Source organism: Actinomycetospora sp. NBC_00405, assembly GCF_036044095.1.
GTDB lineage: Bacteria > Actinomycetota > Actinomycetes > Mycobacteriales > Pseudonocardiaceae > Actinomycetospora > Actinomycetospora callitridis.
This window is the reverse complement of the sequence record NZ_CP107938.1, coordinates 1,386,411-1,404,293: the sequence shown is the minus strand read 5'-3', so window position 1 is coordinate 1,404,293 and position 17,883 is coordinate 1,386,411. Positions and strand designations below refer to the sequence as shown.

General features: G+C 71.8%; 17 protein-coding genes. 8 read left to right on the top strand and 9 right to left on the bottom strand.

Features of this window, described 5'->3' with window-relative positions:
- Positions 1-102: 102 nt before the first annotated feature.
- From OG774_RS06870 to OG774_RS06860, 3 genes are all read right to left on the bottom strand, one after another.
- Positions 103-438, bottom strand: coding sequence for a hypothetical protein (locus tag OG774_RS06870; RefSeq protein ID WP_328307907.1), 336 nt, complete (start codon positions 436-438; stop codon positions 103-105).
- A gap of 121 nt (positions 439-559) precedes the next feature.
- The gene (locus OG774_RS06865) at positions 560-964 is read right to left on the bottom strand and encodes a hypothetical protein (RefSeq protein ID WP_328307905.1); all 405 of its coding nucleotides are present in this window, start codon (positions 962-964) and stop codon (positions 560-562) included.
- A complete protein-coding gene (locus tag OG774_RS06860) occupies positions 957-1,469 on the bottom strand; it encodes a hypothetical protein (RefSeq protein WP_328307903.1) in 513 nt (170 codons plus the stop codon). The genes OG774_RS06865 and OG774_RS06860 overlap by 8 nt, the downstream gene beginning before the upstream one ends.
- 1,016 nt (positions 1,470-2,485) lie before the next feature.
- Between OG774_RS06860 and OG774_RS06855 the strand changes: the two genes are divergently transcribed.
- The gene (locus OG774_RS06855) at positions 2,486-3,601 is read left to right on the top strand and encodes a nitric oxide synthase oxygenase (RefSeq protein ID WP_328307902.1); all 1,116 of its coding nucleotides are present in this window, start codon (positions 2,486-2,488) and stop codon (positions 3,599-3,601) included.
- A 55-nt stretch (positions 3,602-3,656) separates the two neighbouring features.
- Here the strand turns inward: OG774_RS06855 and OG774_RS06850 are convergent, their stop codons facing one another.
- The 4 genes from OG774_RS06850 to OG774_RS06835 all read right to left on the bottom strand — a co-directional run bounded on the left by OG774_RS06850 (position 3,657) and on the right by OG774_RS06835 (position 6,418).
- Entirely contained in the window at positions 3,657-4,598 is a 942-nt protein-coding gene (locus OG774_RS06850) for a hypothetical protein (RefSeq protein ID WP_328307900.1), read from the bottom strand.
- On the bottom strand, positions 4,595-5,170 hold the full coding sequence (locus OG774_RS06845; protein WP_328307898.1) for an RNA polymerase sigma factor: 576 nt from the start codon (positions 5,168-5,170) through the stop codon (positions 4,595-4,597). Before OG774_RS06845 ends, OG774_RS06850 begins: the two co-directional genes overlap by 4 nt.
- 496 nt (positions 5,171-5,666) lie before the next feature.
- The gene (locus OG774_RS06840; RefSeq protein WP_328307896.1) at positions 5,667-5,921 is read right to left on the bottom strand and encodes a hypothetical protein; all 255 of its coding nucleotides are present in this window, start codon (positions 5,919-5,921) and stop codon (positions 5,667-5,669) included.
- Positions 5,918-6,418, bottom strand: a complete 501-nt coding sequence (locus OG774_RS06835; RefSeq protein ID WP_328307893.1) for a hypothetical protein — start codon at positions 6,416-6,418, stop codon at positions 5,918-5,920. Before OG774_RS06835 ends, OG774_RS06840 begins: the two co-directional genes overlap by 4 nt.
- A gap of 166 nt (positions 6,419-6,584) precedes the next feature.
- Here OG774_RS06835 and OG774_RS06830 point away from each other — a divergent pair, with 166 nt between their 5' ends.
- Positions 6,585-6,827: a hypothetical protein gene (locus OG774_RS06830; protein WP_328307891.1), complete on the top strand. Its 243-nt coding sequence runs from the start codon at positions 6,585-6,587 to the stop codon at positions 6,825-6,827.
- Positions 6,828-7,096: 269 nt separating this feature from the next.
- Positions 7,097-8,995 (top strand): S9 family peptidase, encoded by a 1,899-nt coding sequence (locus OG774_RS06825; RefSeq protein WP_328307889.1) that lies wholly within the window; start codon positions 7,097-7,099, stop codon positions 8,993-8,995.
- A gap of 1,117 nt (positions 8,996-10,112) precedes the next feature.
- Here OG774_RS06825 and OG774_RS06820 read toward each other — a convergent pair.
- A complete protein-coding gene (locus OG774_RS06820) occupies positions 10,113-10,853 on the bottom strand; it encodes a GAF and ANTAR domain-containing protein (protein WP_328307887.1) in 741 nt (246 codons plus the stop codon).
- Positions 10,854-11,406: 553 nt separating this feature from the next.
- Complete coding sequence (locus OG774_RS06815) at positions 11,407-12,156, bottom strand: GntR family transcriptional regulator (RefSeq protein ID WP_328307885.1); 750 nt, start codon at positions 12,154-12,156, stop codon at positions 11,407-11,409.
- Positions 12,157-12,305: 149 nt separating this feature from the next.
- Here OG774_RS06815 and iolC point away from each other — a divergent pair, with 149 nt between their 5' ends.
- The 5 genes from iolC to OG774_RS06790 are packed head-to-tail and all read left to right on the top strand — an operon-like array spanning position 12,306 to position 17,881.
- A complete protein-coding gene (iolC, locus tag OG774_RS06810; RefSeq protein ID WP_328307883.1) occupies positions 12,306-13,271 on the top strand; it encodes a 5-dehydro-2-deoxygluconokinase in 966 nt (321 codons plus the stop codon).
- Positions 13,268-14,161, top strand: coding sequence for a Cgl0159 family (beta/alpha)8-fold protein (locus OG774_RS06805; protein ID WP_328307881.1), 894 nt, complete (start codon positions 13,268-13,270; stop codon positions 14,159-14,161). The genes iolC and OG774_RS06805 overlap by 4 nt, the downstream gene beginning before the upstream one ends.
- Positions 14,158-15,051, top strand: a complete 894-nt coding sequence (iolB, locus tag OG774_RS06800; RefSeq protein ID WP_328307879.1) for a 5-deoxy-glucuronate isomerase — start codon at positions 14,158-14,160, stop codon at positions 15,049-15,051. Before OG774_RS06805 ends, iolB begins: the two co-directional genes overlap by 4 nt.
- Positions 15,048-16,952 (top strand): 3D-(3,5/4)-trihydroxycyclohexane-1,2-dione acylhydrolase (decyclizing), encoded by a 1,905-nt coding sequence (iolD, locus tag OG774_RS06795; protein ID WP_328307877.1) that lies wholly within the window; start codon positions 15,048-15,050, stop codon positions 16,950-16,952. Before iolB ends, iolD begins: the two co-directional genes overlap by 4 nt.
- A complete protein-coding gene (locus tag OG774_RS06790) occupies positions 16,949-17,881 on the top strand; it encodes a sugar phosphate isomerase/epimerase family protein (protein WP_328307875.1) in 933 nt (310 codons plus the stop codon). Before iolD ends, OG774_RS06790 begins: the two co-directional genes overlap by 4 nt.
- Positions 17,882-17,883 lie beyond the last annotated feature (2 nt).

Sequence of the window (17,883 nt, the reverse complement as noted above, 5' to 3'; positions counted from 1 at the left end):
GCCCAGCTCAGGCGAGGCACCTCACGGAACCAAGCCCCGTCGGGCTTTCGTCAGGCGAACGTCAGCGGCGGGGATCGAGTGCTGCCCCGAACGGCGGTGCGGTCAGTCCGAGCGCGTCGCCCGGTCGAGCGCGCGCATGGCCAGGGCCGTGTGGAAGGCGAACTCGTCGGATCGCAGGGTCGCGCGGTGCGCCTCGGCAGCGCGGTGGGAGGCGTCGAAGCGCGGGGCCGGGTCGTCCGCCAGGGCGACGAGCTCGCCGGCCAGCAGACCGGTCAGGACCCGGACGTCCTCGATCATCGCCCGGCGGCGAACCGCCAACGACGCCCCGGAGGCGGGCGTCACGTCGCCTCCCAGGTGGTCACGGGCCAGGAGGGCCCCCATGGCGGCTTCGCTCGCCGAGACCCCGGTCTCCGGGCAGACGATGGCCGAGAAGTCCATCCGAGCGCCCCTCCGTCCGAGATCGTCCGGTCGTCGTGACCATGGAATCCCGCGCCCTCGCGAGGTGGAAGGACGCGCAGCTTGCGATGTCCTGTCGAGGTTCCGGAGCCGGCGCGGGGTGCTAGACGCCGAGGACGGTCACGCGATCCGAGCGCCAGCGGTCCGACCCCGGCGGCAGCTCCCGCAACCCGTGGCACACGTACTCGCCACTGCGCTCGTCCCCGCCGAGCTCTCGGACCTCCAGCGCGCCGCGGATCACCCACGATCGATCCGGACGGAGCACGACGGACGAGTTCCCGTCGTCGAACGTCACGGTGTCCAGGTCCCCGATCCGATCGATCACGAGTGCCTGGCATTCGTTCCGGGCGGTCGAGCTGCGCGGGACGGGGTCGTCGTCGTAGAGCGGGGTCACGCGGAAGGCCCCACTGAGCACGAACCCGAGCACCACGAGCAGTCCGAGAACGGCGGCACCGAGCATGGCGTCGAACACGCGGGACCGGGGCCGCTTCGTGACAGGCTCAGCCACCGAGAGCCCGCTCCAGGTCGAGCAGGTCGGCGAACGCGTCCATCTGACCCGCTTCTCCGGAGTGCTCCGGGCAGGCGGTCCGAACGGTCGCCGCGGCCTCCCGCAGCATCCGCTGCCCGGCCTCCGAGGTGCCGGCCGCGCCGTAGGTCGTGCGGGTGGCGCTCAGCGCGTCCTGCCCGTCGTCGAGAGCCTGACAGACGGCCGGGGACGACGAGAACCCGCCGGCCACCAGCCCGGCGACCACGCCTGCGACGACCATGACGGCGAGGATCACCCACAGCCGGAGCCGCCACCGCGCCGGCGCCGGTCCCTCCGTCGGGAACGCCACCGACCCGGGGCGGTAGCCCGGCGGCACGCTGCCCGCTCCGGTGCGCGGGGTGGGCGGGCCGAACAGCGGGGAGTTGGGCGGGGCGTGACCCGGCCGGGATCGTCCGTGCCGCGACGGGGTCCGAGGTGTCAGGGAGTCATCGCGCCGCTGGGTCGTCAGCGGGATGTCCCTCGGCACCGGTGGGACCCCCGGCGACAGGTGGGACGACGTCCGACGGTTCCCGTCCTCGGTCCCGTCCTCGTCGTGGCGCTCGGGCCGGGGCGGTGGGTGTTCGTCGTGACGAGGGAAGGCCACCGACCCGGGACGGTAACCGGGCGGAGGACGGTGCGGATCGAACCGGGGAGCAGGATCGTTCACGGATGTCCTTCCGGGCTCAGGACTCACGAACGGAGTCAGCCCTGTCGGGGCTCGAGGAAGGTTCGCTCACCACGGACGGATCGTTAAGTCCTCAACCTTGCGTTCACCTGACGCTCGGGTCGGGTCCGAGATCGTCCGGAACGGTGGGTGGCGTGCGCCACACTCTCCTCGCGCCACCTACGAGTGGACCGACTCGGTCTTCCGTGGGGCGCTGACGGGCAGAAGGATCTTCATGCCTGGGGTACGTACGAGCCCCGCGCCGAATCGCACGGTGGCGGAAGTCGCATTGTCCAGAACTCCGCGCAGGCGGTCCTCGGCCGACCTGACCGGCGATCGAACCACCGAGTTGATGTTCAGAGCATCGAGAGACGCTCCGCTGAAATGACGGAACGGATTCGGTCGAAGGGAGAAAGCGCCCGGATGCGGGTGCCTGCGGGTCCATTTGCTCCCGCCGCCGAGCATTGAGCGCAACGTCCGAAGGGCATGTGCTCCCGGTTGGTGAGGAAACGCTCCGTTCCGTGGCCGGACGAATCTGCTCGACCACAGGAAGCCACCGAATCCGCGTCGTAGGAGTGACCATTTGGAGGTCCCCCGCACGGGATCGGCCACGCACGATGAAGCCCGCTGGCGCGAGGGGCGCGAGCGTCGGTTGAGGCCGTTGAGACGCATGGGGTGGTATGAGCGCAGAGGCTGTCTACGCTGATCCTGAAGACCTCGATTCCGGGCCCCTTCGGACGCTGGCGGTTGTCGGTTCCTCACTCGTACCGGGTCCCGGCGAGAGCATCGTCGAGGTCGAGTCCGGCGCCCTGCCGGTCGTCGAGGCGCCGGTGCCCGGCGTGGATCCCGAGGTGGCCGAGGAGTTCGTGCGGCTGTTCCACACCGAGAACCCCACGGCCGGTCCCGCCGAGCCGCGGGTCGCGGCGGTGCGCGAGGAGATCGCCCGTACCGGCACCTATGTGCACACCCACGCCGAGCTCGAGTTCGGCGCGCGGATCGCGTGGCGCAACTCGGCGCGGTGTATCGGGCGGCTGTACTGGCGCAGCCTGCACCTGCGCGACCGGCGGCACGTCACCGCGCCCGAGCAGGTCGCGGCCGAGTGCGTGGGGCACCTGCGTGAGGCGACCCGCCGGGGGCGGATCCGCTCGACGATCACGATCTTCGCCCCGGACGGTCCGGCGGGGCCCGGGCCGCGGGTGTGGAACGAGCAGCTCATCCGCTACGCCGGCTACCGCGCCGGGGGTCGGGTGCTCGGCGACCCGCGCTATGTGGGTTTCACCGACACCGCGCGGTCGCTGGGGTGGCTGCCGCCGAGCCCGATGGGGCGCTTCGACGTGCTGCCGCTGGTCGTCAGCGGCGGCGGTGAGCACGCGGCGGCGGGCCCGCAGTTCTTCGAGGTGCCCCGCGACGCGGTGCTGGAGGTGGCGCTGGCCCACGCCGAGCACCCGTGGTTCGCCGAGCTGGGGCTGCGCTGGCACGCCCTGCCCGTGATCAGCAACATGCGCCTGGACATCGGGGGCGTCTCCTACCCGGCGGCGCCGTTCAACGGCTGGTACATGGCCACCGAGATCAGCGCCCGCAACCTCGCCGACAGCGACCGCTACGACATGCTCGCCGAGGTGGCCGAGGCGATGGGCCTGGACACCTCCAGCGACCGCACCCTGTGGCGTGACCGGGCGGCGATCGAGCTGACCGCCGCGGTGCAGCACTCCTTCGACGAGGCCGGTGTCTCGCTCGCCGACCACCACGGCGAGTCGCGGCGCTTCCTGCGTTTCGTGGAGAAGGAGGAGGCCGCGGGCCGCCACTGCCCGGTCGACTGGAGCTGGATCGTCCCGCCGATCTCCGGCGGGCTCACCCCGGTGTTCCACCGGTACTACGACGAGCCCACCGACACCGGCCCGATGTTCCGCCTCGACGACCAGGCCGCCGCCCGCGGACAGGGCTGCCCGCACTGACATCACCCCGTCGGACCACCATCAGCGAGTGGCGCGGGGCGAGACTGCGGCTGCGCTACCCCTGGCCGTGCGAGGTCGAGCCGTCGTTCTCATTCGCGCGGTTCTGACCGGGTGGGGTCTCCGGCGGTCCGACGGCCCGGCCACTGGCCGGGCCGCTCCGGTCCGTGGCTCGTCCCGGGGGCGTGGCCGCCGGACCGACGCCGCGTCCTTCGTTGCTGTTGTTGCCGTTGCCGTTGCCGTTGCCGTTGCCGTTGGCGTTGGCGTTGCCGTTGCCGTTGTGTGCTCCGGCCGGCTCGGGGTCGTCCGGGCGAGATGCGCCCTCGTCGCGAGAGGCACCTGGGGGTGTGCTCGTCGCCGGGGCCGGTGAGTGCTCCCTCGATGTGGCTGGCGACGGCACGGCGTCCGGTGCGGCCGTCGCCGCGCAATAGTCGTCGACGTTGTCGGTACCGCCGGCCGCCGAGATCAGCGAGGTGAAGGCCGTGTCGGACGTGCGGTTCGTGGCGGTGCTCGCGCCCGCTGCCTGCCAGGCCCGGCAGGTCGCGATCCGGACGGGCTCGGTGAGCGGGTGCGGACCGGTCGTCCCCACTCCGCCCGGCACCGGGGCGGGGGCCGACGAGGGCGGCGGTGCGGCCGGGGGAGCGTCACGCAGCATCGTCGCCGCCGTCCCGACGGCGACGCCAGCGGACGCCAGAGCGAGCACGAGAGCGGCGACCAGCCGGGTCCCGGTACGCCACCAACCCGTTCTCCGGTGGCTGGTCGCCGGGGGGCCCAGCAGGTCGTCGGCGATGGTGACCTCGGGCGCGTCGTTGCGGTGGGCGGCGACGAACGCGCTGGTGGCGAGCGCTTCCCCGGCGATCTCCTCGCGATGGGCAGGTCCAGATGCGGCCGCGAGGAGCTCGTGGAGCGGTCCACTGCCCGTTCCGTCGAGCAGACCCTCTGACTCTGCTCGTGACGGACGCAGCCCGCGCGGGGGCCTGCGGCGACCCTCGGCGGTCATGGGTGGTCCTCCGCCCCGCCTGATACCCGGTCGATCTGCCGGGCGAGGGTCTTCAGGCCCCGGTGGGCTGCCACACGCACCGCGCCGGCTCGCTTGTTCAGCACGACGCCGGCAACCTCGGCGCTGAGCCCGACGACCGCTCGCAGCAGCACGGCCTCCGCCTGGTCCCGGGGCAACGAGGCGATGATCTCGACCGCCTGTGCGGTGGACAGAGCGGCGATCGCGGCCTCGGCGGTGTCGCCTGCGGCCGTCAGGTCCGCGAGCTCCGGTAGGACCTGCAGGCCTCGGGGCTCGGCCTGTCGCCGGTTGCGTGCCTTGATCAGGTCCAGTGCTCGGTGGCGGGTGATGCTCGCCGTCCATCCGCGGAACCCGTCGAGGTCACCGAAGAACGACGGCAGGTCGCGGGCGATCTGCAGCCACGCCTCGCCGGTGACGTCGTCGGCGTCCTGCCCGACCAGTGCCCACGCGTAGCGGAACAGCCGCGGCTGGAGCTCGCGGTAGAGGGCCACGAACCCCGCCGCGTCGCCGCCGATGGCCTTGCGCAGGGCGTCCTCGAGATCATCGGGTTCCACGCCACTCGCTCCGGGCCGTGGCTCGACGGAGTCGGTGTCATCGGCTCGCAGAACGGGCGGCGTGCGCGCTGGTCCGGTCACGACTCTGCACCGGCCCCGCCCGCCCGGCGCCGCTCCCCACCACGTCGACGCCGGGCGGGTCTGGAGCCCCGCAACAGGCCCGGACGCATCGCGCCCGAGCCCATCCGGGGAGGTCCCTTCGGGTGCCGGTGCCCCTGCCTGACCCGCAGCACCCCCGCACCGCGCGTGTGCTGACCGTTCACGACAGCACACCCCTTCCGGCCTGTCCCGCCCGCGCGGCCCCCCGACGAGCCGCGCGAACCCCCGATGAGTCACACGGACCCGATGTAGAGCCAGCGACACAGCACGCCGTGCCGTTACACCACCCGACGCGGGCATCGGGGTCCTGTCGATGACCATCGAAGGAAGGCCACGGGGGCGGAGGCGGTTCTCCCAGCAGGTCGGACACGGTGCTCAGCCGCACGGGATCGGAAGGCTATGGGCTCTCGGCGTGCGTGCCCGACAGGTCGCCCTCGGGGATCGAGAGATCGGCGGTCCTGGGGTCGTCGTCGGGGGAGGGCAAGGACCGGTCGCCGGACTGCGCCGCAGGGCTCGACCGAGCCACCGTCCCCGGGCGGGCGTCACCGGCCTCGGTGGGCGCGTGGCTGACCTCTGCGCTCGTGCCGCCCGCAGCGGGGGGTGGCCCCACGGCCCGGCAGGTGGCGTCGTAGATCGGCGTCTCGCCGCTCACGGGGTGGGCACCACCGCGCCGCCGAGCACCACGACCACGGTGATGCGGGGACCCTCGTCGTCGACGAGCCTCAACAGATAGCGGTAGCGGTCGTGGAGCATCGCGTGCCCTGCCGAGTCGTTGAAGGTCCACCGAATCCCGACCTCGACCAGTCGGGGAGCCGGCTTCGAGATCGTCTCGATCCGATGGGACAGCGACACCAACCCGCGACTCCGGTGCTCGGAAACGACGTGGCGGAAACCCTCGGCGATCGCATGGGCGGAATCGAGGGTCGTCGAGTCCCATTCCGTCACGAACAGCACCGGAGTGGCGTAGCAGCCGACGAGGGCCGGGAGGTCACCGCCGGCGAACGCTGCGGCGAACCGGTCGAAGAACGCACCGAGCTCGGCGCGCGTCGTCGCATCGACACATTTCGTGATCTCCGAGCCCTCGACCGGATGTCCTCGAGGGGGACCGTCTCGCTCGCCGGTCCGTCTGGCGGGCGACGCCCGGGTCATCGCCCCTGCTCCTGCCACTGTGCGGTCACGCGTACACAGCGACACCGCCGCCGCACGCTGTTACACCCCCACGACGACACCCCGGGAGAGACGCTCGCCTGGGCAGCAGGTAGGCCCACGCTCCTTCTGAGGCTGGTCACGGGGCAGCACGACGAGAGGAGAGGGCGTGTACACCACGGTCCGTCACAACCAGGACGACGCCAGCGACGTCGTCGAGCAGATTCGACAACACGGCGCGAGGCTGCAAGGGCTGATGAGCGGGATCGATGGCTTCGTCGATCGGCGAGCTCGGCCTGGTCGACGCTCTCCCGAACCCACCGACGATCATGCAGGGCGAGGTCGCCCTCCACGCAAGGTCGCGATCGATGTGGCGGGCGAAACTGTTGTGCTTCCCCCTCGCATCTCGTAGCCGAGCGCTCCGGGCGGCCGGGCGAGAACGAGCCCCGATCGCCGGACCCCAGCTCGAGTTCGTCTCTACCGTCGAAGAATCGACACACCACGACCGCTGACGCCGTGACTCTCGTCGACGGGGTGTCACCGGTGAAGACAGCCGGCGGCGCCCGTCGGAGGTGGACACGCTGGCGACGGTCGGTCATGCCGTCCGGCACGCTCCAGCGCTCATGTCCGGCATACAGCGATGCTTGAGGGTGCCGCAGGGGCATCGTTTCTCCTGGACCCGTGACCCGTTCTCCTGTGCGTCCCGAGCCCGTATCCGTCGCAGACCTGTTCGCCCCGCCCGAGTACGCCCGCCCCGCGATCTCCCCGGACGGACGGTGGCTCGCCTTCCTCGCGCCGTGGCGCAGCCGCCTCAACGTCTGGGTCCTGCGGCTCGGGGACGACGACCTCGATCTCTCTCGTGCGCGCCGCGTCACCGCCGACCACCGCACCGTCCTCGACCACCGCTGGACCGACGACCCCCGCTTCCTGCTCTACCTGCAGGACGACGACGGCGACGAGAACCACCACGTCTACCGGGTCGATCTGGAGGACCCGGACGCCGCGGCGGTCGACCTCACGCCCTACCCGGGGGCTCGTGTCTGGGAGCTCACCCAGGTCCCCGGGCTCACCGGCTCGATCGTGGTCAGCCTCAACCACCGCGCCCCGGGCCTGATCGATCTCTGCGAGATCAAGGTGGCCACCGGCGAGCTCACGGTGCTCGCCGACGGGATCGACGGGAGCTCGTGGTTCACGACGAGCGCGCGCGAGGTCTACGGCGTCACGGTCACCGAGAAGGGGTGGGAGCTGCGGCAACGCCGCCCCGACGGAGAACTGCGGCGGGTCGCGGAGTTCGCCGGCGACGACTTCCCGTACGGCCCGCTGACCCGGCCCGCGCCGGACGGGCGGAGTCTCTGGACCGGCACCTACGGCGACGGCGACCGGCTCCGCCCGGCCCGACTCGACCTCGCCACCGGCGAGCAGACCGAGATCGACCGCCACCCGACCCACGACCTCGACACGACCTCGGTGGTCGCCCCGCTGCTGCCCGCCCCGTTCATCACCGACGCGCGCACCGGCGAGCTCATCGGGGTGCGGTACTCCCGTGAGCGCCAGGTGATCCGACCGCTCACCGAGGCGTTCGCCGAGGTCCTCCGCGCCCTGGAGGGCCTGGCCGACGGCGATCTCGGCGGAGTGTCGTCGGACCGCTCCGGGCGGTACTGGGTGACGTCGTTCAACCACGACCGCGACCCCTCGTCGTGGCTCTACGACCACGTCACCGGCCGGGCCCGCCTGCTCTTCCGCCCACTTCGGCGGGTGGACCCCGACACGCTCGCACCGAACATGCCGGTGTCGATCACGGCACGCGACGGGCTCGAGCTCCCGTCGTACCTGTTCCTCCCGGTGGGCCAGGACCCGGAGGAGCACGCGGCGCCCCCGCTCGTCCTCATGCCGCACGGAGGGCCCTGGGCGCGCGACACCTGGGGATTCGACCTCTTCGCTCAGTACTTCGCGACCCGCGGGTACGCCGTGCTCAAGCCACAGTTCCGCGGGTCCACGGGCTTCGGCCGTGAGCACATGCAGGCAGCGATCGGCGAGTTCGCCGGCGCGATGCACGACGACCTGGTCGATGCCGTCGAATGGGCGGTCACCCACGGCCACGCCGACCCGGCCCGGGTCGCGATCTTCGGTGGTTCGTACGGCGGCTACGCGGCCCTGATCGGCGTCACCGTCACCCCGCACCTGTTCGCGGCCGCCGTCGACTATGTCGGGGTGTCGGACCTCGCGGCCACGATGCGCAGCTTTCCCGAGGCCGTGCGGCCTGGCCTGAGGCACAACTACCACCTCTACATCGGCGACCCCGACGTACCCGAGCAGGAGGCCGACATGCTCGCCCGGTCGCCGATCTCGCACCTCGACCGTGTCGTGACCCCGCTGATGATCTTCCAGGGCGCGAACGACGTCCGGGTGAAGAAGTCGGAGTCCGACAACGTCGTCGAGCGCCTGCGGACCCGGGGGGTCGAGGTGGCCTACCGCGTGTTCGACGACGAAGGCCACGCCTTCCTCAACCCCGAGAACCTCATGACGATGTTCCGGGAGGCGGGGGAGTTCCTGGCCGAGCACCTCGGGGGTCGGCCGTAGCCCGACCGAGCTCGCGCACGCGCCGGAGGACGTCGAGCTGGGCGGGGTCGAGCACGGCCAGGTCTCCGCCGCGAAGGGGCCCGGGAGCGCATCGAGGTCCTCGGTGACTGCGATCGAGCCGGGTGCCCGAGGGGCACCGGGGCCGGCCCATCCGGGCTCCTCGTAGGAGGTCTCGACCAGTAAAGGACGTCCAGCTGCGTCGAATGGAAACAGGTCAAGTCGCTGACCTGCACGAACAGTCGATTGCGAAGACCGTCCGCTCTCCCTCTCGGCGCTTGCGAGTGCATCCGACTGAGCACCAGTCGAATCTTCATGAGTACGTCATGGGCCGATCATGCTCGGCTCGACGAGTCACGGACGGTGACGACACCACCGGTGCTGGCTGCTCAACGGCCGACGGCGCCGCCCCGACCGCCGGCCAGAGACCAACGGCGTCTGGGTGGTGCCCGACGGGACAGCGGCTTGAAACTGCGGGTCGGGATCGTCGTCGTGTCGGCGAAGGCCGCCCGTCTCCCGCACCGCTGTCCGCCGAAGGAGCATGCGAGACGGCTGCCGAGGTTCTTGCGCAGGACCTCGGACGATCTTGGCCTACGCCGCTGCCTGCAGAACAGCCCCTCACGACTCCTATGATCGCGCTTCTGTTCCGTCGTGGTTCCGTGGTGCGCGCCCGCACCTTCACCGACGACCACAGTCAGAACTGCATCACCTGTGCTGCGGCACGCCCACGCCCAGGCGCTCCCGAAGCGAGGCCTCCGTCGATGAGTCGGTCTGCACGGGCTCGGCGCACTTCCTCGGCAGCGGAGCGTGCGGCGCGGCCTCGTCGTCGTACTCGGTCACGAGCTTGCCTGCGGCGACCGCGGAGTGCGCCTGTTCCAGGACTCTCGCAACGTCGATGGGCCTCTCGGTGGACATTGGTCTCCTCCGGCGTACGGGCTGCTGGTCGGACCAGACGTCGGCACCGTGGGTGAACCGCTGCGTGCATCGTGCCCGGACGGCCACGGTGCCGAAACGCGTAGCCGGCGTGCCGACGGTGTCAGCGTCAGCGGCGCCGACTCCATCAAGGAGCGTGGCCCTTCGGGCTCCCGCCCTCGCGTCTGACCCGCTTCGGATCAGCCGATCAGCGCGCTCTACCCGAAATGGGGCGGGCGCCGGTGTTGTCAGCGTTGTCGAGGAGCCACTGGGCGACGGCGGTGAGCTTCAGGTTGGTGTCCTGGGAGGACTTGACCAGCATCTGGAACGCACCCTCGTCGTCGACCTTGAAGCGCTCCCGCAGCAGTCCCTTGGCCTGCCCGATCTGGTCGCGGCTGTCGACCGCGCGCTGGAGGTGTACGGCGGTGTTCGCGCCGTAGAGGAGCACCGCGGCCTGGATACCGAACAGCCCGGCCAGGGTCTCGGCGTCCTCGTCGAAGGCATCCGGCCCGGTCGAGTACAGGTTCAGCGCCGCGCGCATGCCACCGTTGACCGAAAGCTGGGTCGACATCAACGACCGGTACCCGGCCTCGACGGCCAGCGGCGCGAACCTCGGCCAGCGCTCGGCATCCGCACCGGCGAAGTCGCGGGCCAGGACGGTGCCGCTCTCGGGCGGGTCCTCGATCGCGGTGATGCACGGGCCTTCGTACAACTCGCTCTGCTTGGCGTCGAGCTTGGCGATGGCGTCGCTGGTCGGGTGGCGGGTCTCGATGCGGCCGTGCTCGGTCATCGAGATGCTGCCGGCGTCCACCCCCGGAATGGTGACGACGGCGGAGGCGACGATCTGCTCGAGGGTCTGCTCGAGGTCGCGGATGCTGCGCTGCTGCGCCAGCCCGCGGGCGGCGCTGCGCAGGGCGACGACGAGGTCGTCGTGTTGCCCGGTGTTCATGGTGCTCCCCGTGGATGGAGGCGCGGTGAGCACGGGGCCGCGGGAGAGCGAGCGCGCTGGCCAGGCAGAGCCGAAGCGACATGCGCTGCGATCTGCCCTCCCCACCGGTCGGTGGAGGTCGGGGACGCACATGAAGAACGGGACTGTCGAAGACATCGTCGAAGAACCGACGCCCCGTGTCCGGATCGTGGCCGTGCGGTCGACCGCGCCATCACCGTACCGCGCACCGGGCTGGGCGACGGAGCAGCAGGAAAGCGTGCCTGGTCGCGCGTCCGGTCTTGGTCCGAACACGGCCCCGGCGACCGAGGAGAATCTCAAGCCGACGGGGCCGCCCCGGCCGGCTGCGCTGCTGAACCGGACCTGCGGCGTACGCGAGGCACACCGTTCGGTCCGGCTCCAGCCCAGAGGCCGGCACCCGTCACCCGGGTGTGGGGCGTCGCACCTGAGCCCCGGCCGGTGTTCAGTGTGACGTCCTGGCCGTCGAGATCGCAGACCCCTACGACCGTCGCCATCGCTGACGTCCCCGGACGGTCGGTGTCACTACCGCGCGTCGTCACACAACCAGCGAGGTCTGCACGGTGTACTGCGACGCGCGGTAGATGTGCTGGCCGAGCTCGATGAGTTGGCCGGTGTCGTCGTAGACGAGGCGCTGCATCGTCACGCAGGCAGCCGGCTCGGTCTCGCCGAGGAGCGCGGCCTCCTCTGTGGTGACGAGGCGGGCGCCGATGGTCTGGTGCGCGATGGCGAAGCCGACCCCCTGCGCACGCAGGGTGGCGTAGAGGCCGCGCTCGCGCAGGTCCTCGTCGTCGAGGCGGAACCGCGCAGGCAGGTAGTTCGACATGATCGCCAGCGGCTCGCCGTCGACCCGTCGCAGGCGGCGCAGGTAGGTGAGGGCCTCGTCGACCTCGACGAGGTCGTCGACGCCAAGCTCCGAGGCGGTGCCGGTGGCCCGCTCGAGGATCTCGGTGCCCGGCTCGTGTCCGGACGACGCGAGGTCATCGTGCAGGCTCGAGAACTTCACGTCACGCCGGATCGGCGGAGCGGCGACGACCTGGGTTCCCACGCCTCGCTTGCGCACGAGCAGGCCCTTGCGTACGAGCTCCTGGATGGCCTGGCGGGCCGTCGGACGGGCGAGCCCGAGCCGCGTGGTCATTGCCATCTCGTTCTCCAGCCGGTCACCCGGCCGCAGGCGCCCCTCGGTGATCGCCTGCTCCAGGGAGAGCGCGAGCTGGTGGTAGAGCGGCACCGGACTGGAGCGGTCGAGATCGATGGCGAGCTCGACGGCCCCGGACGCGACGGTCATGGTCCCGAGCATAGCGACTGAACCGACTGGTCTCTATGACTCTATGTCTGGACAAACTATTGACGTCGGCCCGTGTTGCTCCTTAACGTCCTCGTCATCGCCACGGCACATCGCCGCAGGCCCTCGAGACGGACGGACGAGGACAGCCCATGAGCACCGCCAGCATCGCGCCGGAGGTCCTGACGTTCGGGCGCAGCGGGGTGGACATCTACCCGCTGCAGACCGGCGTCGGGCTCGAGGACGTCGAGACCTTCGGCAAGTTCCTCGGGGGCACCACCGCGAACGTGGCCGTGGCCGCGAGCCGGCTCGGCCGGCGCGCCGCGATCATCACCGGGGTCGGCGACGACCCCTTCGGCCGCTACGTGCGCCGCGAGCTGCGCCGTCTCGGCGTCGACGACGCCCACGTCGTCACCGACCTGCACCACCTCACTCCCGTGACCTTCTGCGAGATCTTCCCGCCCGACGACTTCCCCCTGTGGTTCTACCGGCGCCCCACCGCCCCCGACCTGCAGGTCCGCACCGCCGACGTCGACCTGGACGTCGCCCGCGCCGCCGACCTGCTCTGGCTCTCGGTCACCGGCCTCTCCGAGGAGCCGAGCCGCCAGACGCACCACGACGTCCTGGACGCCCGGGACCGCCGCGGCCACGTCGTCCTCGACCTCGACTACCGCCCGATGTTCTGGGCCGACGCCGCGACCGCGACCTCCGAGGTCCAGAAGGTCCTCGGCCAGGTCTCCGTCGCCGTCGGCAACCGCGAGGAGTGCGAGGTCGCGGTCGGCGAGACCGACCCCGAACGCGCCGCCGACGCGCTGCTCGACGCCGGCGTGCAGATCGCCGTCGTCAAGCAGGGACCGCGGGGCGTGCTCGGCAAGACCCGCGACGGCGAGCGCGTCGAGGCGCCGCCGATCCCTGTGACCCCGCTCAACGGGCTGGGCGCCGGCGACAGCTTCGGCGGCTCGCTGGCCCACGGCCTGCTCGCCGGGTGGGACCTCGCGACGGTGCTGCACCGCGCCAACGCCGCCGGCGCGATCGTCGCCTCCCGCCTCGAGTGCTCGACCGCGATGCCCACCCCCGACGAGATCGACGTCCTGCTCGAGAAGGGCTCCCCGGCATGAGCTTCGCCGCCACCTACGACGACGTCCGCGCGATCCGCGCGACCGAACCGGAACGGGTCGCCAAGCTGCTCGCGGCCCGCCGCCGGCGGCCGTTCGTCCCCGCCGACGGACGTCTCATGATCGTCGCGGCGGACCACCCCGCCCGCGGTGCCCTGGCGGCCGGCGGTCGCGCCGACGCCATGGCCAGCCGTCCCGAGCTGCTCGACCGTCTGCGCGCCGCGCTCGCCCGCCCGGGCGTCGACGGCGTGCTCGCCACCTCCGACATCCTCGAGGACCTGCTGCTGCTCGGGGCCCTCGAGGACAAGGTCGTCGTGTCCTCGCTCAACCGCGGCGGACTCGCCGGCGCGGTCTTCGAGATGGACGACCGCATGACCGGCTACGACGTGCGCGGCACGGTCGAGGCCGGCTTCGACGCCGCCAAGATGCTCACCCGCATCGACTACGACGACCCGGGCACCGTCGAGACCCTGCAGGCCTGCGCCGACGCGGTCACCGAGCTCAACCGGGCCCAGACCGTCGCCATGGTCGAGCCCTTCATCTCCCGGCGAGTGGAGGGGAAGGTCGTCAACGACCTCTCGTCCGCGGCCGTGGTGCGCTCCATCCACATCACGCAGGGGCTCGGGGCGAGCAGCGCCTACACGTGGATGAAGCTGCCCGTGGTCGACGAGATGGAGCGCGTCATGGACGCGACCACCTTGCCAACCCTGCTGCTCGGCGGCGACCCCGCCTCCGCGCCCGAGGAGACCTACGCGTCCTGGCGCACCGCCCTGGCCCTGCCGAGCGTGCGCGGGCTCATCGTCGGCCGCACGCTGCTCTACCCGTCCGACGACGACGTCGCGGGCGCCGTCGACACCGCCGTGGCGATGGTCCGGCCGGGGGTGCGGGCATGAGCGCGCCCACCCGTGCCGAGCTGCACGTCCCCGCCGGCACCGCCGCCACGTCCGGGTACGACCTCGAGATCACCCCGGCCACCGCGGGCTGGACCTGGTCGAGCCTGCGGACGCTGACGCTCGCCGCGGGGGAGCGGCGCGAGGTCGTGACCGGCGACGAGGAGATGATCGTGGTCCCGCTGTCGGGCGGGGTGACCGTCGGCGACGGCACCACCGAGTACGTGCTCGCGGGCCGCCCCGACGTCTTCGCCGGCCCCACCGACGTCGCGTACCTCCCGAGCGGCACGACGGCCACGCTCCGGGCGGACGAGGGGCCCGTCCGGCTCGCGCTGACCGGCGCCCGCACCGAGGTCGTCCTGCCGTTCCGATACGTGCCGGCCGCCGACGTCCCCGTCGAGCTGCGCGGCGCCGGGCAGTGCAGCCGCCAGGTGCGCAACTTCGGTGCCGCCGGCGTGTTCGAGGCCGGCAACCTCATCGCCGTCGAGGTGATCACACCCGGCGGCAACTGGTCGAGCTACCCCGCCCACAAGCACGACGAGGCGACCGAGCACGAGTCGCAGCTCGAGGAGATCTACCACTACGAGATCGCGCCCGGCCCGCACGGCGAGCCCGGTCTCGGCTTCCACCGCACCAGCGCCTCGGACGCGGGCGACATCGACGTGCTCATCGAGGTCCGCGACCGGGACACGGTCCTCGTGCCCCACGGCTGGCACGGCCCATGCGCCGCCGCCCCCGGCCACGACATGTACTACCTCAACGTCATGGCCGGCCCGGGCGAGCGCGCCTGGAAGATCACCGACCACCCCGACCAGGCCTGGGTCCGCGCCACGTGGGCGGACCAGCCAGCCGATCCCCGTCTGACCGATCCCCGTCTGGCAGGCACCTCATGAGCGAGACCGTCCGTCTCACCGTCGCCCAGGCCCTCGTCCGCTTCCTCGGGGCCCAGTACTCCGAGCGCGACGGAATCGAGCAGAAGCTGTTCGCCGGCTGCTTCGGCATCTTCGGACACGGCAACGTGGCTGGCATCGGGCAGGCGCTGCTCGAGGCCGAGCTCGCCGAACCCGAGCTCCTGCCCTACGTCCTCGGCCGCAACGAGCAGGCCATGGTGCACTCCGCCGCGGCCTACACCCGCATGAAGGACCGTCTCCAGACCTGGGCCGTCTCGACGAGTGTCGGCCCCGGCGCCACCAACATGGTCACCGGCGCGGCGCTGGCGACGATCAACCGCCTGCCGGTGCTCCTGCTGCCCGCCGACACCTTCGCCGACCGCGCCGCGTCCCCGTTGCTCCAGGAGCTGGAGCTGCCGGACTCCGGTGACGTCACCGTCAACGACTGCTTCCGTCCGGTGTCGCGCTACTTCGACCGCGTGTGGCGCCCCGAGCAGTTGTCGTCGGCGATGCTCGCGGCGATGCGGGTGCTCACCGACCCGGCCGAGACCGGCGCGGTGACGGTCTGCCTCCCGCAGGACGTGCAGGCCCAGGCCCACGACTGGCCCGTGGAGCTCTTCGCGAAGCGGGTGTGGCACGTCGCCCGGCCCCTGCCCGAACGCGCCGCCGTGGCACGGGCCGCGGAGGCGATCCGCTCCGCGCGACGCCCGCTGGTCGTCGCCGGCGGCGGCGTCCACTACAGCGGTGCGACCGCCGCCCTCGCGGCCTTCTGCGAGGCCACCGGCATCCCCGTCGGCCAGAGCCAGGCCGGTAAGGGCACGCTGCTGTTCGACCACCCGCAGTGCCTCGGGGCGATCGGCTCCACGGGCACGACGGCGGCCAACGCGATCGCCCGCGACGCCGACGTGGTCATCGGGATCGGCACCCGGTACTCCGACTTCACCACCGCCAGCCGGACCGCGTTCCAGGCCGACGGCGTCCGGTTCGTCAACATCAACGTCGCCGGGCTCGACGCGGTGAAGCACTCCGGGATCGGGGTCGTCGCCGACGCCCGCGAAACCCTTGAGGCGCTGACCGCGTCCCTGGCCGACTTCCGCGTCGACGCCGACTACGAGGCCGAGTACCAGCGGCTCGACGCCGAGTGGGACGCGACGGTCTCCCGCGTGCACGCGGACGCCCCGTCGGGCGGCCTGCTCACCCAGAACGCCGTGATCGGGATGGTCAACGAGCTCACCGACCCGCGCGACGTCGTGGTCTGTGCGGCCGGTTCGATGCCCGGTGACCTGCACAAACTGTGGCGGACGCGGGACCCGAAGGGCTATCACGTCGAGTACGGCTACTCCTGCATGGGCTACGAGGTCGCCGGCGGCGTGGGCGTCGCGATGGCGTGTCCCGATCGCGACGTCCTCGTCATGGTCGGCGACGGCTCCTACCTGATGATGGCCACCGAGCTGGTGACCGCGGTCCAGGAGGGCGTCAAGGTGATCACCGTGCTCGTGCAGAACCACGGGTACGCCTCGATCGGCGCCCTGTCCGAGGAGCTCGGCTCGCAGCGCTTCGGCACCCGTTACCGCTACCGGTCCGGCTCCGGGCGCCTCGACGGCGACCGGCTGCCAGTCGACCTCGCCGCGAACGCGGAGTCGCTCGGTGTCCGGGTGCTGCGCGTGCGGACCGGCGACGAGTTCGCCGCGGCCCTGCGGGAGGCCAAGGCCGCCACCACCAGCGTCGTCGTCCACGTCGAGACCGACCCGCTGGTGCCCGCGCCCGACTCCCGCTCCTGGTGGGACGTCCCGGTCGCCGAGGTGTCGTCCCTCGACTCGACCCAGCGCGCCCGCAAGACCTACGACGACGCCAAGTCCACCCAGCAGACCTTCCTCCACCCCAGCGAAGAGGTGTCCTCGTGAGCTCGAGCTCGACCAGCAGGATCAGGGTCGGCAGTGCCCCCGACTCCTGGGGCGTCTGGTTCCCCAGCGACCCCGACCAGACCCCGGCCGACCGCTTCCTCGCCGAGGTCGCGGCCGCCGGCTACGACGTCATCGAGCTCGGCCCGTACGGCTACCTGCCGACCGACCCGACCGAGCTCGCCGACACCCTGCGGACCCACGGCCTGACCGTGTCCGCCGGCACCGTCTTCGAGCACCTGCACCGGCCCGAGTCCTTCGATCACGTCTGGGAGCAGGTCACCGAGGTCGCCTCGCTGACCCGGGCCGTCGGCGGCGAGCACCTCGTCGTCATCCCCGAGCCGTGGCGCGACCACAAGACCGGCGCGCCGCTCGAGTCGCCGACCCTCGACGCCGCCGGCTGGGACCGCCTCACCACGGGGATGGACGAGCTCGGCCGCCGGGTGCTCGAGGAGTACGGCCTGCGCGTGCAGTTCCACTCGCACGCCGACTCGCACGTCGGATACCAATCCGAGATCGAGCGGTTCGTCGAGTCGACCGACCCTCGCTACGTCAACCTCTGCCTGGACACCGGGCACGTCGCCTACTACCGCGGCGACAACGTCGCGATCATCCGCAAGTACCCCGAGCGCATCGGCTACCTGCACCTCAAGCAGGTCGACCCGGCCGTGATCGACCGCGTCGAGGCCGAGGACCTGCCGTTCCCGGACGCCGTCAAGGCCGGCGCCATGATCGAGCCGCCCTACGGCGTGCCGTCGATGCTCGAGGTGCTGCAGGCCGTCGAAGAGGCGGGACTCGACGTCTTCGCCATCGTCGAGCAGGACATGTACCCCTGCCCGCCCGACCAGCCGCTGCCGATCGCGCAGCGCACCCACACCTACCTCGGCTCCTGCGGCACCGGTTCGGTCCGCATCGGCACGCCGGCCCGATAGGA

Bases quoted from the DNA above. Each gene is read 5' to 3' on its own strand.
- OG774_RS06820 (WP_328307887.1), bottom strand. From the start codon at position 10,853: ATGAACACCGGGCAACACGACGACCTCGTCGTCGCCCTGCGCAGCGCC.
- OG774_RS06850 (WP_328307900.1), bottom strand. From the start codon at position 4,598: ATGACCGCCGAGGGTCGCCGCAGGCCCCCGCGCGGGCTGCGTCCGTCA.
- OG774_RS06815 (WP_328307885.1), bottom strand. From the start codon at position 12,156: ATGACCGTCGCGTCCGGGGCCGTCGAGCTCGCCATCGATCTCGACCGC.
- iolD (WP_328307877.1), top strand. From the start codon at position 15,048: ATGAGCGAGACCGTCCGTCTCACCGTCGCCCAGGCCCTCGTCCGCTTC.
- iolB (WP_328307879.1), top strand. From the start codon at position 14,158: ATGAGCGCGCCCACCCGTGCCGAGCTGCACGTCCCCGCCGGCACCGCC.
- OG774_RS06835 (WP_328307893.1), bottom strand. From the start codon at position 6,418: ATGACCCGGGCGTCGCCCGCCAGACGGACCGGCGAGCGAGACGGTCCC.
- iolC (WP_328307883.1), top strand. From the start codon at position 12,306: ATGAGCACCGCCAGCATCGCGCCGGAGGTCCTGACGTTCGGGCGCAGC.
- OG774_RS06870 (WP_328307907.1), bottom strand. From the start codon at position 438: ATGGACTTCTCGGCCATCGTCTGCCCGGAGACCGGGGTCTCGGCGAGC.
- OG774_RS06805 (WP_328307881.1), top strand. From the start codon at position 13,268: ATGAGCTTCGCCGCCACCTACGACGACGTCCGCGCGATCCGCGCGACC.